We start from the raw sequence: 13,851 nt of genomic DNA on the forward strand, positions 1-13,851 counted from the left end.
TCCACCTGTTCCGGGGGTTTCGTCCCGGTAGCGGGTCGCCTGAGAACGTAGAACGGCTACCGGTTGATCCTTCCAGTCGCCGCCTCGTCCAACTGAATCGCGCGGTTGACTCAGTCGGGTCGCCCCTTGCTAGTCGGTGTCTGTTCCCGCCAGTACGGCGATCCGGCGGCCGTCCGGGGAGAGGGCGGCGATGCCGTAGTCGTAGATCTCGTTGTGGAACCAGCTTGCGTCGCAATCGAAGTGGAACCACGTGCTCCGCCGGGCTTGGTGCTCCACCTCGTCCGGGCTCGCGTCCGCCGGGGCACCGCTGAGGCCCGCCATCGACTGCCAGGCCGCGAGTCGGCCGTAGGCACCGCACGCGGCCGAGCCGTACATGCCGCCCATCGACGCAGTAGCGAAGAGCAGGCGCCAGATCTCGTTGAGCGGGCGGACGGCGATCTCGAATCGGCCGGTGGGGTCGAGCCCGTCGACGCAGGCCATTGGGAGGGTGGGCAGCAGAGCTGGCACCCGCCACGGTTCGACGGCATCGTCCAGGAGGAAGACCCACGCCCCGGCACGCCCCCAGCCGCCCGCCGCCACGGCGGACACGATCGCCCTGTGCACGTCGGCGGTGGCGACGTCGCGTAGTGCGGCCCGCTCCACCGTGCGTGGTGTCGGCGGGTCCGCGCGACCTTCGGCGGGGAACCCGATTGCCACCCCGCCCGCCTCGCTGCGTAGCGAGCGGTTTGGGAAGTCCACACCGGCCTCGAAGTCCCGGCGGTGCACCGGCAGCCAGCCCAGGTCGTGCGGACTGGGCCGCCCGAGCGGCCGGTAGCGCCGCTGCCGGAACGCGTCGGTGTCCACGCCGCGGAGCAGCAACTCATGGAAGAGGCAGGAGCGCAGTTCGTCGAGCCGGTCCCGCCCGCTGCGGTCGAAGACGGTCGCCAGGTCGCCGGCGGAGTGGCCCTCGGCGAGGAGGGAGGCGACGAAGCGGGGCCGCAGGCCCGAGTGTTCGGCGCCAGTGCGTTGTTCGTTGAGGAGCTGGACCAGTTGCACCACGTTCTCGCGGCCTGGGGTGAGGGCGAGCACCCGCACCACATGAGCCAGGCCGCGCTCGTACTCACGCACCTGCTCTACTGCGGCCGCGTGCCGGTCGGAGAGCAGCGAGCCCAAGTCGCCTATGTACGAAGCATCGCCCTGCGCGGCGCGCTTTTCAGCGGACTCCCAGTCGAGCCGTAGGAGATCGTCCTCCGTGTCCTTCACGGTCTGCCACCTTAGTGCGGCGCAACTCCGCGTCCGGAGCAGGGGCGTAGGCCGGGGTACGGCAGGCAGCGGGAACCGGTGGTAGCCCGAGCCGGGCATGTCGATCTCCAGAGGTTTCCTTGAGGTAGCGGGGAGCTTCGGCGTGCCAGGCTGTGCGCACCGACTACATGGGGGTGCGGGATGGACGGCGGAGGGCACAGCGGCGGGGACTTCGGGAGCCACCACTTCAGCGGATTTGGTGGCCATCAACACGGGGGCGATCACCCGGGCGGGGACAACCTCGGCTGGCTCGACGCCAACGACAGTGGCCGACAGCCCAGTGGGCGCAGCTCCGCGCAGGGACTCGCCGGCCGACGGGGGTGGCTGGGTGCGGCCGGCCTGGTGGTGGTGCTCTACGCGTTCGCGCTGTGGGTCCGCTGACAGGGGCCATGAGGGCGTCGGCTGGCGGAGTTCGGAACCGCCACCGCCGGTCGCCGGGCGTCACCCCGGCGACCGGTGTGCGGCGCTGCAGCCGATCGGCCGGGGTCGCGCGCGGCTCGGGGGCCTCGGCATGGTTGAGGTGGCGGCGGCCTGCCGTACTCGGACTGGAGCCGGTTCCGGCAAGTCTGAAGGAGTTCGGTCGAAGATGAAGCGGCTGGCCGACCGGGGCTGGGCCGACGAGCCCACCCCGGGACGGTTCACGCTCGCCGCCGGGCCAGCCGGCGGCTCATGAGCGTCGTCATCGACCACAGCACCATCTGCTCATGCACGGCGGGGCAGCGAATCGTCTCGTCCTCGCGTGATCGCCAACGAAAGAGCAACCGATGCAACCGATTGTCCTGTTCGACCTAGACGGCCTTTTGATCGACTCCGAGCCGATCTGGGACGCGGCAAAGCGTGAAGTGTTCGGTCCGCTTGGCCTGCACCTCACAACGGAGATGCAGGCGGCGACGCGCGGGCTGCGGCAAAGGGACATGGTGGCCTATTGGTTCGATCGGGCCACCATTCAAGCCGACCCCGACGACGTCGAGCAGCAGATCGTGGCCGCCGTGTGCCGTAGGTTGGAGGGAGTGGCGCTGAAACCCGGCGCCGAACACGCCGTCGCGGCGTGCGCGCGTGCATCGAGGGCGATGGCCGTCGTGTCATCTTCGCCGGAGTCGGTGATTCGGCATGCGCTCGCGAGCACCGGCCTTGACCGATCTTTCGATGCCGTGTTTTCGGCCGAAGACGACGAACACGGCAAGCCCCACCCGGGCGCCTATCTCCGCGCAGCCGCCGCCCTCGGCGCGTCACCCGACGAATGCATTGTGATCGAGGACTCGCTCAACGGCGTCCTCGCTGGCGTGTCAGCCCAGATGACGGTCGTCGCCGTTCCCGATGCCGCTGATCGCTGCGATCCTTGCTTTGCGATTGCCACTCTGGTACTGGAGTCCCTCAAGGATCTCGATACCTCTGTATTCGGCGCGTATGTGTCCAGGGGGAGCCGGAACGCCACGTGAGCGTCGCGTGCTGCGGATCCTCAACCGTTCCGCCGGAACTTCGGTGAACCCAAACCGCGGGTCGCGGCCAAGGTGCGCGGCACATCCGCGGGTCTTGTCGGCGCTGCTCGATCGCGTGAGGTGCGATCCCGACCTGTTCGCCATGGCGGAGCACTTCGACAACATTGCACCATCGCGGCGAACTCGGTGGTCGGCGAACGGGAGCAGGGGACGCTGGAGCCGGTGCTGACCACGCCGATCCGCCGCGAGGAACTGCTGATCGGCAAGGCGGTGGCGAACCTCATCCCCGCGGTCGGTCGTCCTACCTCGTCTTCGGCGTCTTCCTGGCGATTGTCGGCATCGGCGCGGATCCGGTGATCGCCACGGCGGTCTCCACGCGCCGCAGTTGCTCGCCGAGGTCTTCTACATCCCGTTGCTGGCTGGCTGGGCGGTCTGGGTCGGCCTGGCCCTGGTCGTCGCGGGCGCGGTACCGGCCGCGAACTCCACCGGCGGTGCCGGAAGTTCGCGGCGGCCTTGATCGTGCTCGGGGCACTGGCGCCGGCCGGGATGACCGCCGTCTCACCGGGCCAGACCCGGGTGCTCTCCCCGTTCGGCCGCTACACAGGAACCATGCGGGACACGGGGCTGCGCAACTACCCCTACGACGCCCACCACGTCGCCGCCGTCGTCGTCATCACTGCGAAGTCCGCCGGGCGCAGGGTCTTCGGCCTCGCCACCGCAGGCGTCCGTCTCGCTTGACCTCTTGCGCGTCAGTCCGGCAGCCAGTGCAGCTCGTGCGCCAGGGTTTTGGCGACGGCACGGATGCGGCGGTGTAGTGGCGACTGCTCGCGTGGGAGGACCAGGTGGATCGTCAGGCTGGGCGCGCCTCGCAGTGGTCGCCAGGTAAGACCGGCCGGTGATGCCGTGACCGCGGCTTCTCCGGCCGGGGCGAGGGTGACCCCGTCGCGCAGGTCGCGCTGTGACATGTCGAAAGAGACTGCGGGCGTGTGGAATCGGGGGTGTGGTCGGGTGTCTCGGAACAGTGCGGACAGCTGATCGTGGATCACGGGGTTGGCCGCACGGTCCGGGAGCCGCAGCGGATACGCGGCCGCGTCGGCGATCTCGATCTCCGGGTGTTGGGCCAGCGGATGGTGCTGCGCCAGCTGGACCCCGATGCGCGCACGCCGCAGCAGGAACCGGCGCACGCCACGGCCCGGCTGTTCACCGCGGGTGATCCCGGCATCGATGCGGCCGTCGGCGACCGCGGGGGAGATCTCCGGTGTCGCCATCGGGACCGCGCCGACCTCGAGTCCGCTGTTGCCGCGAATCAGCCTGTCCACCAGGGCCGGTGCCGTCTCGGCCCCGGTGCTGAGGCTGTATCCGATGCGCAGCGTGCCCAGTTCACCGGCCGCCGCGCTCCGGGCGGTGTCCCATGCCCGGTCCAGCGCCGCCAGCGCGGGCGGCGCGGACTCCGCCAAAGCCGCACCGGCCGTGGTCAATACGACGCTACGCGTGTTGCGGACCAGCAGGGCCGTACCGAGTTCCGCCTCCAATCGGCGCATCCGGGCGCTGAGTGCGGGCTGTGCGATACCGATCCGTGCGGCCGCGCGGGTGAAGTTCAACTCCTGCGCCAGCACCAGGAAGTACCGCAGGCTCACCGTATCCGGCGCCACGTGCCCCTCCCTGCCGATTGATAACGATCCGTTCTGACTCTATCCCGTACCGGTCTTTCCCTCGGCCGCACATCAAGTCCTAACCTGCGCATATGGCGATTCCACCGGCCGCAGTACCCGTCGCCGGGATCGATCGATCTGAGTGTCAATTCGAAGTCGGACGTGTCCGGCCGAACACAGGAGGGTTCCATGGCCAAGGGCTACTGGGCCAGTGTCTACCCCGCCATTTCCGACCCTGAGAGGCTGACTGCCTACGAGAAGCTGGCCGGTCCGGCTGTCCGGGCTGGGGGCGGGCGCCTCCTGTCCCGTGGCGGTCGAGTCGTCGCCCACGAGGCCGGAATCACGCAACGCGTCGTTCTGATCGAGTTCGACAGCTTTGAACAGGCCGTCGCGGCGTACGAGAGCGAGGCATACCAGAAGGCGCTGGTGGCCCTCCCCGTCGGCGTCGAGCGCGACTTCCGCATCATCGAAGGCATCGACTGACCGGCGGGCCCAGCCATCGCTGAGGCCTCGATGGGGACCCTATTGGGGGTATATCGCATGCTTGGTCCGATATGTCGAGTAACGTAATGCCCTGGGCTATGACCGATCCACCGAGCGTGGGAGGTGCCGCGTGGACGTGCCTGCCGCGCGAGTCGTGTTCGCGGAGGACGACCGGTCGGCGGTTGCCGACGCAGTCGTGGAGATACTGGCCGACGGGATGCTGACCCTGGGGCCCCGGACCGAGCGGTTCGAGACCGCGTTCGCGTCCGTGCACGAGGTCCCGCACGCGATCGCCGTCAACAGCGGCACTGCGGCGCTGGAGATCGCCCTGCGGATCGCGGGCGTCGCGGACCGGGAGGTGGTGGTTCCCGCCAACACCTTCTACGCCACGGCGGCGGCGGTGCTCCACACGGGAGGCCGGCCGGTCTTCGCCGACGTCGAGGCCGCGACCTTCGCGCTGAGCGCGGCTACCGTCGAGGCGGCCCTCACCCCCGCGACCGCCGCCGTCCTGCTCGTCCACATCGGTGGGCTGATCACACCGGAGGTGGACGCGATCCGGCAGCTCTGCGACGACCGCGGCATCCCGCTGATCGAGGACGCGGCGCACGCCCACGGCTGCACCTACGACGGCCGCTTCGCCGGCTCGTTCGGCCTCGCCGGGGCCTTCTCGTTCTACGCCACCAAGGTCACCACCAGCGGTGAGGGCGGCATGCTGGTCACCTCGTCCGACCGGCTTCGCGACGAGGCGCGGGTCTACCGGGACCAGGGCAAGGGCTCCTTCAACGCCAACCACCACGTCCGTGAGGGCTACTCGTGGCGGCTGAGCGAGGTGCACGCGGCGATCGGTGAGATCCACCTGCGCCGGCTCAAGGAGTTCATCGAGACCCGTCGCGAGGTCGCGGACCGCTACACCGCCGCGCTGGCCGACCTGCCCGGTCTCGTACCACTGGTCGAGCCGCCGGGCTGCCGGAGCAACTTCTACAAGTACGTGGTGCTGCTGCCGGAGGGCGTGGACCGCGCGCGGTTCAAACGTGAGACCGCCGAGCGGTTCGGAGTGCGCCTGCCCGGCGAGGTGTACGACCTGCCGCTGCACCACCAGCCGGTGCTGGCCGAGTACGCGGACGGACCGCTGCCGGTGGCCGAGGACATCTGCGCCCGCCACATCTGCCTGCCGGTCCACTCGGACATGCGGGACGACGAGGTCGACCAGGTGCTCACCGCACTGTCCGCCGTGCACACCGACCTGATCGGCTGAGGAGGCGTCATGAGAGCGGTGGTCACCGGCGGGTGCGGATTCATCGGATCCCATGTGGTCGACCGGCTGCTGTCGGCGGGCCACGAGGTGACCGTCGTCGACAGCGCGCCGGCTGGAAGCGCGGCGGCCCGGACCAACCCGGCCGCCACGTACGTCCAGGCCGACGTCCTCGACGCGCGCGGGCTGACCGCCGCGCTGGACGGCGCCGAGACGGTGTTCCACCTCGCTGCGGCGGCCAACGTCGACCAGGTCGCCGCCGATCCCGTCCGCACCACCCGGCTGAACGTCGAGGGCACGGTGTGCGTCCTGGAGGCGGCCCGCCGCAGCGGCTGCGCACGCGTGGTCCTGGCCAGTACCGTCTGGGTGTACGGCGCGGCACACAGCGAACCCGGGGCGTCGGACGTCGAGCTCACCGAGGACGTCCCGTTCGACCTCCGCCGCACCGGGCACCTCTACGTGGCGGGCAAACTCGCCTCCGAGCTCGCGGTGCACAGCTACCACGACCTCTACGGCCAGCACTACACGATCCTGCGGTACGGCATCCCGTACGGGCCGCGGATGCGGGACGAGCTGGTCATCGCCCGATTCGTGCGGGCCGCGCTGGCCGGAGACCCGATCACCATCGCCGGGGACGGCGGCCAGACCCGCAACTGGGTCTACGTCGAGGATCTCGCCGAGGCCCACGTGCGGGCTCTGTCCCCGGCGGCGCAGGACCAGACCATCGCGCTGGAGGGCGACACGGCGGTGTCGATCAGGGAGGTCGCCGACACGGTGGGCGAGCTGCTCGGCCCGCTCACCATCGAACACGTCCCGGCCCGCGCCGCCGACTACAGCGGCCGGCCGATCTCCAACGCGAAGGCGAAGCGGCTGCTGGAATGGTCGCCGAGCACCCGGTTCGCCGACGGGGTCAGCCGCTACATCGACTGGTACCGGTCGACCCAGGCCTGAGCGGAGGCACCGTGCCACATGCGCTGCTGCTCTCCGGCTCCCTCGGGCAGGGCCACGACGTGATGGCCGAGGCCTGCGCCGACACCCTGCGTGGCCGGGGGTGGAGCACCGAGACGGTGGATGCGATGGGACTGCTCGGACCGGCCGGTGCCACCGCCGGGGAGGCCGTCTTCCGCCGGATGCTCGCCCTGCCAGGCCTCTACGACGCCTTCCACTTCTCCGCGCTGCGGCCCGGCACCCGGCTCGCGTTGCTGGCCGAGTCGGCCGCCCGCTCCCGGCTGGTCCCCGAGGTGCGCAGGCTGCTGGAGCACCGGCCGGCCGAGCTGGTGGTCTCGGTCTTCCCGACCGCGGCGTCCGCCGTCAACCGGCTCCGCGACCGGTGGCCGGGGATGGTCCATGTGGTCTTCTGCACCGACGTGACGCCGCACCGGCTGTGGGTGCAGGACGGTACGGACCTCTTCCTGGTCACTTCCGAGGTCGCGGCCTGCGCGGTGCGCCGCTACCGACCGGAGGCCAGGATCGCGGTGGTCCCCCCGCCGCTGCGGGCCGGCTTCTACACCCCGCCCACCCGAGCCGGGGCGCGGGCCGAACTCGGGATCCCGCAGGAGGCGCGGTGCGTTCTGCTGATGTCGGGCGCCTGGGGGCTCGGCCCGGTCGCCGAGACCGCCCGCGCGCTGGCTGCGGCCGGGCCGCACGTGCTGGCTGTGGCGGGCCGCAACCAGCGGCTCGAAACCCGGCTCCGCGAGGCCGCACGCCACGAGCCCCGCCTGCACTCCTTCGGCTACACCGAGCGCATCCCCGCCCTGATGACGGCCGCCGACCTGGTGGTCACCAGTTCGGGCGACACCTGCAGCGAGGCCCGCGGCCTCGGCCGTCGACTGCTCCTGCTGGACGTGGTCCAGGGCCACGGCCGCGACAACCTCCAACACGAACTGGAACTCGGCCGGGCCGATGTCACCTCGGCCCGCCCGCACGAGGTTGTCCGCAACGCCCTAGCCGTCCTGGCCGACACCGCGCCGGTGCCCCCCAGCCAACCGCCGTCCCGGGCTCCCTGGGAGAACGCCTTCGCCGCAGCCCTCGCCCCCTTCTTCGGGTGAGGCGAGCTTCTTCGGGTGAGGCGGGCTCAGAGCCCGTGGTCGCGGAGCGGGCCGACCTCCAGGCCGCGATTTCGGCAGTGCTCCACCGCCAAGGGCAGTGCGCCGAGCGCCGAGCGCCACGCACCCTGCGCCGAGGTGCAGTCGGAGTCGTGCAGCAGCAGCGTGGCCCTGCCCCGCAGTTCGGGGCGGAGCGTCTCGTACACCGAGGCCGGCGAGGCGCGGGCCGTCCAGTCCCGGCCCCAGCCCGTCCACAGCACCGGCCGCAGCCCCGATCGCCGGGCGGCCCCGAGCAACCCGCTGGTCAGCACGCCGTACGGAGGGCGGAACCAGCGCGGCCGGGCCCCGCAGTACGCGGTGACGGCCTCGGCGGTGCGACGGAGTTCGGCGAGGTCGCGGGCGGGGTGCGGCCACCACGGCTGTCGGTGGTACCAGCCGTGCACGGCGACCTCGTGGCCGCGCTCGACCAGCTCGCGCCCGAGACCGGGGGCCCGCTCGAGCATGCTGCCGAGCAGGAAGAAGGTGGCCCGCACGTCCAGTTCGTCCAGCGCCGCCAGGAAGTACGGCGTGCTCCGCGGATCGGGCCCGTCGTCGAAGGTGAGCGCCACGTGCGTCGCAGTGCCGTACCCGGCGAGCCCCCGGCAGACGCTGCGCCGGACCACCCCGAGCCGGCCGGCGGCGGGGGCCAGCTGGAGCACCTCCACCGCGGCGGCGGCGCCGGCCCCGGCGAGCAGGGCCCGGCCCGCGCCGGGCATCAGTCGAACCGGCCGGCGAGGCGGCGGAACAGCGCGGGCGCGGTGCCGTGCAGCCGCTCGGGCACCCTCAGCCAACCGGGCACCACCAGCTCCTCCCGGCGCCCGGTCAGCAGGGCGAGCACGGCTTCGGCGATCCGCTCCGGGGGCACCGGGCGCGGCCGATCCCGGTGGTAGGGGGTGCCGCGTCGGCTGAAGTACGGCGTGTCGACCACACCGGGAAGCAGCAGCCGGACCCGGACGCCGGTGCCCCGCAGTTCGTAGCGCAGGCTCTCCGCGAACATGCCCAGCGCCGCCTTGGTCGCCGAGTACACGGCCTCCTCACGGACGCCGAGGCGGCCGACGATCGAGCCGGTCAGGACGAGGCACCCGCTGCCGCGCTCCACCATCTCGGGCAGCAGGACCCGGGCCAGCCGCAGCGGCGCGGTCAGGTTGAGCGTCACCATGTGGTTGAGCCGATCGAGTGGCATTCCGGTGAACGGTCCGCGCCAGCCGACGCCCGCGTTGGCGATCAGCGCGTCGACGCGCCCGGACACCGCGAGCGCACGGCGGGCCAGCTCCTCCGGTCCGTCGGACTCCGAGAGGTCGACGGGCAGCGCGGTGCCACCCGTCCGGCGCGCGATCTCGGCCAGCCGGACGGTGTCGGTACCGGAGAGCAGCGGGTACCAGCCCGCCCTGGCCAGCCGTGCGCAGGTGGCCGCCCCGATGCCGGAGGACGCACCGGTCACCAGCGCGACCGGTCGCCCGTCGGCCGCCGAGTCCTTCGTCATGCCCTCCACCTCACCCGTCCTGGCCCATGCCGTCCCCGGCATCCGTACCAAGCCACCGTCGCACGGAGGCTGATCGTCCGCCCGGCCGCGAGCCGGTGGCCGCCGGCCGCGGCCGAGCCGGTTCGATCTCGCCGAACCGGGACAGTACGAGCGCGCCGCCGACCGCGACGGCGAAGCCGATCACCGCCGACCAGCCGAACCCCGGGCGCGCCCGGTCCCCCAGCAGGGCCACCCCGATCAGCCCCGGCACCAGGGTCTCGCCGACGACCACGGCGGCCGTCGCGATGGTCACCGAGCCCCGCTGCAGGGCGAGGGCGAAGCAGAGGTACCCGCCGAGGCCGCCGATCATCAGCGCGTACGTCGCGGCGTCCGTGGCCATGGCCACCAGGGAGGAGTGGTCCAGCACCCGCACAGCCAGGTTGACCGCGCCGAAGCCCAGCCCGGCGAGCAGCCCGAGGGCCGCCGCCACGGCGTTGCCGCGCCGGTGCCCCAGCGGGAGGCTGAACAGCAGCACGGCGGCGGTCGCGGCCAGCAGGGTGAGTTTGAACTCCGTCCCGACGTGTCTGCTGCCCTCGGGCCCCGAGCTGAGCGCCAGCATCGCCAGGCCCGCGACCACGGCCGCGATGCCGACCAGGTCGCGCCGGGCCAGCCTGCCCCCGAGCAGCCAGACGGCCGCCCCCGCGGTCACCGCCAGGCTCGCGCTGGTCACCGCTTGGACGACGAACAGCGGGAGCCGGTGCAGGGCGACCACGACCAGTCCGAAGCCGAGGATGTCCAGGCCCGTCCCCAGCAGGAACAGCCGGGACCGGGCCACCCGGGCCAGCAGGCGCAGGCCGGGCCGGTTCTCCTCGGGCATCGTGTGCGCGCCACGGGCCTGGAGGACGGACCCGAAGCCGTAGCAGAGGGTGGCGATCAGGGCGGTGACAAGTCCGAGAAGCATGGTCCCTTTCGGCGTTCAGGGAGGCGGTCCACCTGAGAACCAGTCTTCACCCGGCACCGGCGCCGCGCAGCCCCGAGTCCTTGCCGACACGATCAGCCGGGCTCGGCCGAGCCCGGCTGGAAGGCCGAGAGCAGAGGCCGTCACTGCCGCCTCACGCAGCAGCGACTCTGCGGATGACAGGTCCTTACGGACCTTTGCCATTGCCCTTTTGGACACTTGACCGCCTACGAAAGGCCATGAGAAGGTCAAGATCTCGAAGGGAAAATCAGAAAGGCAGGGCCTGTGCTATTCAGGATAGGCGCCACGCCGATTCCTGTAGGGATTCTCAGTGTTGGCGATTGAAACCTCGAATCTTAACTCCACGCCTGAAATGAGGTCTTTCCCGTCCCCGAACATCGACGTCCGGCGCCCGGTGGCCACGCTGGGGCCTGCGGGGACGGACTCGGCACATGAGGCATGCAGGTATTTCTCTGATGTGATCATGTTGCCGACGGTTTCGGCGGTCATGGAATACGCCGAGCGGGAGTCCGTCCTCGCCCTCGTGCCGGCCGGCCACCTGGCTATTTCGGACAATGTCCTGCGTGACAGCTGGGTGAGCCTGCATTTCCGCTTCCAGGGGCGTATGAGCCTGGTCGGTCTCTGGGAGAGCCCCACCAAGACGATGTCTGCTGCCCTCAACGTCGACCGTGTGGGCGCCGCCTCCGAGGTCCGCAGCGTCGCCTTGCATCCGGCCACCATGGCCTTCGCCCAGAAGGTCTTTCCAGCAGACGCGGAGCTCCGGTTCTGCGATTCCAAGCCGATCGCGGTGCGGTTGGCGGAGGAAGGCCACGTCGATGCCTGTGTCGGATCGCTGGACGTCGTCCAGCGGACGGCCAGGCTCCGTCCCGTTGGAGAGTTCGAGCCGACCATGATCTGGTGTCTCTACTCCGGCTCCGGGCACCTGAAATCTTAGTGCAGAATCATGAAAGTTGGTTGAGTCAAAAGTGAGTGACGCGAAGGCGAACCGTTCGAACATCCGGTTCATCGACACCCGGTCGGCTCCCGAGGCGTTCGGTCCGGCCCCGGATCTGGCTGCCGTGAGCGCCCTGCTCGAGATAGGACAGCGTCTCGGAATCCTGCCCTATTTCGAACGCGATGAGGTGGTGGAGGCCGCTGCGCTGGCCGCTGACGTGAATCTTCCCGTCGCCGGCGTGGAGATGTTGCTGACGACCTACGAGGCCGCCGCCATCATCAACAAGGTTCCCGGCCGCGAAGGTGCCTTCCGCGCCGCGCCCTCGTTCCCGACGCTCTGCTACCAGGCCGGCTACCTCTCGTGGGCGCTCAACGCGAACCGGCCGTTCATCGAGCACGCCCGCGAGTTCCTTGAGGACGCCGAGTCGGCTCGCAAGAAATACCACCGGGACATGGAGCAGGTGGCGGTCTCTTCCGAGTGGCAGGGATCGATGGCGTTTTATCCGTCGCTGGTCTCGTTCGTTCTGGAGGCCAAGCCCACTCGGATCGTCGACTTGGGCGCGGGTACGGCCAGGATGCTCGTCGACGTCCTCCAGCAGTTGCCGGACGCCACCGGGGTGGCCCTGGATCTGGCGCACGACGCCTGTGCGGCCGCCGAGGTTCTCGCCGAATCCGGCGGTGTCGCCGACCGGCTGACGGTCGTGGAGAGGTCCATCCAGTCCCTCGCCACGGATGACGCCATCCTGGCGGGAGCCGACATGATCACGGCGGGATTCGTTTTCCACGACATGCTGCCCGAAGAGGAAGCCACCGCGGACGCGGTGCTGCGGAACTGCCGGGCCGCACTGCCCGAAGGCGGCATCCTGGCCATCACCGACGCCGTCCCGTACGCGGTGACCGGCTGGGAGCGACGTTTCAGCGCCCTGGTCACCTACATGCACCAGCAGTTCATGGGACGGAAGCTCCTCACGGAGTCGGAGTGGGGCGACAAGCTGTCGAACGCCGGCTTCTCCGACGTTCAGTGCATACGGCAGTCCTCCCCGACAGGGCGTCTCTTCATAGCCACTGCCTGAGACGAACGATGACAGCGAGGTTCCACTGGTTCCTGCCGACGGCCGGAGACAGCCGGTCACTGGCCGTCGGCACGCACGGTACCCACGGGCCCGGCGAGCGGGCGGAGCGAGCCCACGAGGGCGGCGCGGACCGGTTCCGGGCACCGGACATCGGTTATCTCGGGCTGGTCGCCCGGGCGGTGGAGCAGCTCGGATTCGACGCGGTGCTCACTCCCACGGGCACATGGTTCGAAGACGCCTGGCTGACCACCGCGACACTGCTCCACCAGACCGAGCGGTTGAAGTTCCTGGTCGCCTTCCGGCCGGGTCTGGTGTCACCTACGCTCACCGCCCAGATGGCGGCGACTTTCCAGCGGCTTTCCAAGGGAAGGCTGCTGCTGAACGTGGTCGCGGGCGGGGAGAGCGCGGAGCAGGCCCGGTTCGGCGATTATCTGTCCAAGGATCAGAGATATGCCCAGACCGGAGAGTTCCTGACCGTCCTTCGAGGCGCGTGGAGCGGCACGCCGTTCGACTTCAAGGGCGAGTACTACGACGTGCGGGGGGCGACGGTTTCCGAACCGCCGAACCCGCTGCCCACGGTGTACTTCGGCGGGTCCTCCGACCCGGCGGGGGTGGTCGCGGCTCGTCATGCAGACGTGTACCTGACCTGGGGCGAGCCGCCCGACCAGGTAGCGCAGAAGATCGCGTGGATCCGCAGGCTCGCCGATGAGGAGGGGCGTCGCGTACGTTTCGGGATCCGGTTCCACGTGATTTCCCGGGACAGCTCCGCAGAGGCGCGGACAGTCGCGCAGCGCCTGCTGAACAAGATGGACCCCGCTCAGGTGGGAAAGGTGCAGAGCGTCCTGGCCGGCATCGAATCGACCGGCCAGGCCCGGCAGCGGGCGCTGACAGAGAGGTTTCTGTCCAGTCGGGACTCCACAGACCTGGAGATCTATCCGAACATCTGGGCGGGAGTCGGGCTGCTCCGCGGGGGAGTGGGCACCGCACTGGTGGGCAGCCACGTCGAGGTGGCCGACCGGATCGAGGAGTACGCCGCGCTGGGCATCGAGGAGTTCATCCTCTCCGGATTTCCGCATTTGGAAGAAGCGTACTGGGTCGGCGAAGGGGTACTGCCTGAGCTGCGGCGCCGCGGGTTGGCCTCGGCTCTGCAGTAGGGCCTGGGCCCCCATTGCCTCAAAGGGCATGCGGGAATCGTGTACTGCCCTTTTGGACA

Annotated in this window: 16 protein-coding genes; 11 read left to right on the top strand and 5 right to left on the bottom strand. The window is 70.4% G+C overall.

Features of this window, described 5'->3' with window-relative positions; all coding sequences use genetic code 11:
• Positions 1-129 precede the first annotated feature (129 nt).
• Complete coding sequence (locus P3T37_RS17540; RefSeq protein ID WP_280724617.1) at positions 130-1,242, bottom strand: DUF6183 family protein; 1,113 nt, start codon at positions 1,240-1,242, stop codon at positions 130-132.
• A gap of 180 nt (positions 1,243-1,422) precedes the next feature.
• Between P3T37_RS17540 and P3T37_RS17545 the strand changes: the two genes are divergently transcribed.
• From P3T37_RS17545 to P3T37_RS17560, 4 genes are all read left to right on the top strand, one after another.
• Positions 1,423-1,662, top strand: coding sequence for a hypothetical protein (locus P3T37_RS17545; RefSeq protein WP_280724618.1), 240 nt, complete (start codon positions 1,423-1,425; stop codon positions 1,660-1,662).
• A 383-nt stretch (positions 1,663-2,045) separates the two neighbouring features.
• Positions 2,046-2,720: an HAD-IA family hydrolase gene (locus P3T37_RS17550; protein ID WP_280724619.1), complete on the top strand. Its 675-nt coding sequence runs from the start codon at positions 2,046-2,048 to the stop codon at positions 2,718-2,720.
• Between the two features lie 120 nt (positions 2,721-2,840).
• Entirely contained in the window at positions 2,841-3,077 is a 237-nt protein-coding gene (locus P3T37_RS17555) for an ABC transporter permease subunit (protein WP_280724781.1), read from the top strand.
• A gap of 162 nt (positions 3,078-3,239) precedes the next feature.
• Positions 3,240-3,458, top strand: coding sequence for a hypothetical protein (locus P3T37_RS17560; protein WP_280724620.1), 219 nt, complete (start codon positions 3,240-3,242; stop codon positions 3,456-3,458).
• A gap of 11 nt (positions 3,459-3,469) precedes the next feature.
• On the opposite strand, the gene P3T37_RS17565 is transcribed toward P3T37_RS17560, so the two are convergent.
• Positions 3,470-4,372, bottom strand: a complete 903-nt coding sequence (locus tag P3T37_RS17565) for a LysR family transcriptional regulator (protein WP_280724621.1) — start codon at positions 4,370-4,372, stop codon at positions 3,470-3,472.
• A 189-nt stretch (positions 4,373-4,561) separates the two neighbouring features.
• On the opposite strand from P3T37_RS17565, the gene P3T37_RS17570 reads away from it, so the two are divergent.
• The 4 genes from P3T37_RS17570 to P3T37_RS17585 all read left to right on the top strand — a co-directional run bounded on the left by P3T37_RS17570 (position 4,562) and on the right by P3T37_RS17585 (position 8,155).
• Complete coding sequence (locus tag P3T37_RS17570; protein WP_280724622.1) at positions 4,562-4,855, top strand: DUF1330 domain-containing protein; 294 nt, start codon at positions 4,562-4,564, stop codon at positions 4,853-4,855.
• Positions 4,856-4,991: 136 nt separating this feature from the next.
• Positions 4,992-6,110 carry a DegT/DnrJ/EryC1/StrS family aminotransferase gene (locus P3T37_RS17575; protein ID WP_280724623.1) on the top strand — a complete coding sequence of 373 codons (1,119 nt, stop codon included), beginning with the start codon at positions 4,992-4,994 and terminating at the stop codon, positions 6,108-6,110.
• Between the two features lie 9 nt (positions 6,111-6,119).
• Positions 6,120-7,058 carry an NAD-dependent epimerase/dehydratase family protein gene (locus P3T37_RS17580; protein WP_280724624.1) on the top strand — a complete coding sequence of 313 codons (939 nt, stop codon included), beginning with the start codon at positions 6,120-6,122 and terminating at the stop codon, positions 7,056-7,058.
• 11 nt (positions 7,059-7,069) lie between these two features.
• Complete coding sequence (locus P3T37_RS17585) at positions 7,070-8,155, top strand: hypothetical protein (protein ID WP_280724625.1); 1,086 nt, start codon at positions 7,070-7,072, stop codon at positions 8,153-8,155.
• A 26-nt stretch (positions 8,156-8,181) separates the two neighbouring features.
• Here the strand turns inward: P3T37_RS17585 and P3T37_RS17590 are convergent, their stop codons facing one another.
• Genes P3T37_RS17590 through P3T37_RS17600 form a run of 3 tightly spaced genes read right to left on the bottom strand, consistent with a single transcriptional unit; the run spans position 8,182 to position 10,614 of the window.
• Entirely contained in the window at positions 8,182-8,907 is a 726-nt protein-coding gene (locus P3T37_RS17590) for a polysaccharide deacetylase family protein (RefSeq protein ID WP_280724626.1), read from the bottom strand.
• Complete coding sequence (locus tag P3T37_RS17595) at positions 8,907-9,674, bottom strand: SDR family NAD(P)-dependent oxidoreductase (RefSeq protein WP_280724627.1); 768 nt, start codon at positions 9,672-9,674, stop codon at positions 8,907-8,909. The genes P3T37_RS17590 and P3T37_RS17595 overlap by 1 nt, the downstream gene beginning before the upstream one ends.
• A gap of 10 nt (positions 9,675-9,684) precedes the next feature.
• Positions 9,685-10,614, bottom strand: a complete 930-nt coding sequence (locus tag P3T37_RS17600) for a hypothetical protein (RefSeq protein WP_280724628.1) — start codon at positions 10,612-10,614, stop codon at positions 9,685-9,687.
• A 481-nt stretch (positions 10,615-11,095) separates the two neighbouring features.
• Here P3T37_RS17600 and P3T37_RS17605 point away from each other — a divergent pair, with 481 nt between their 5' ends.
• Genes P3T37_RS17605 through P3T37_RS17615 form a run of 3 tightly spaced genes read left to right on the top strand, consistent with a single transcriptional unit; the run spans position 11,096 to position 13,792 of the window.
• Entirely contained in the window at positions 11,096-11,566 is a 471-nt protein-coding gene (locus tag P3T37_RS17605; protein ID WP_280724629.1) for a hypothetical protein, read from the top strand.
• A gap of 31 nt (positions 11,567-11,597) precedes the next feature.
• Complete coding sequence (locus P3T37_RS17610; protein ID WP_280724630.1) at positions 11,598-12,638, top strand: class I SAM-dependent methyltransferase; 1,041 nt, start codon at positions 11,598-11,600, stop codon at positions 12,636-12,638.
• An 8-nt stretch (positions 12,639-12,646) separates the two neighbouring features.
• Positions 12,647-13,792 carry an LLM class flavin-dependent oxidoreductase gene (locus P3T37_RS17615; RefSeq protein WP_280724631.1) on the top strand — a complete coding sequence of 382 codons (1,146 nt, stop codon included), beginning with the start codon at positions 12,647-12,649 and terminating at the stop codon, positions 13,790-13,792.
• Positions 13,793-13,851: the final 59 nt, after the last annotated feature.

The organism is Kitasatospora sp. MAA4 (genome assembly GCF_029893355.1).
Taxonomy (GTDB): domain Bacteria; phylum Actinomycetota; class Actinomycetes; order Streptomycetales; family Streptomycetaceae; genus Kitasatospora.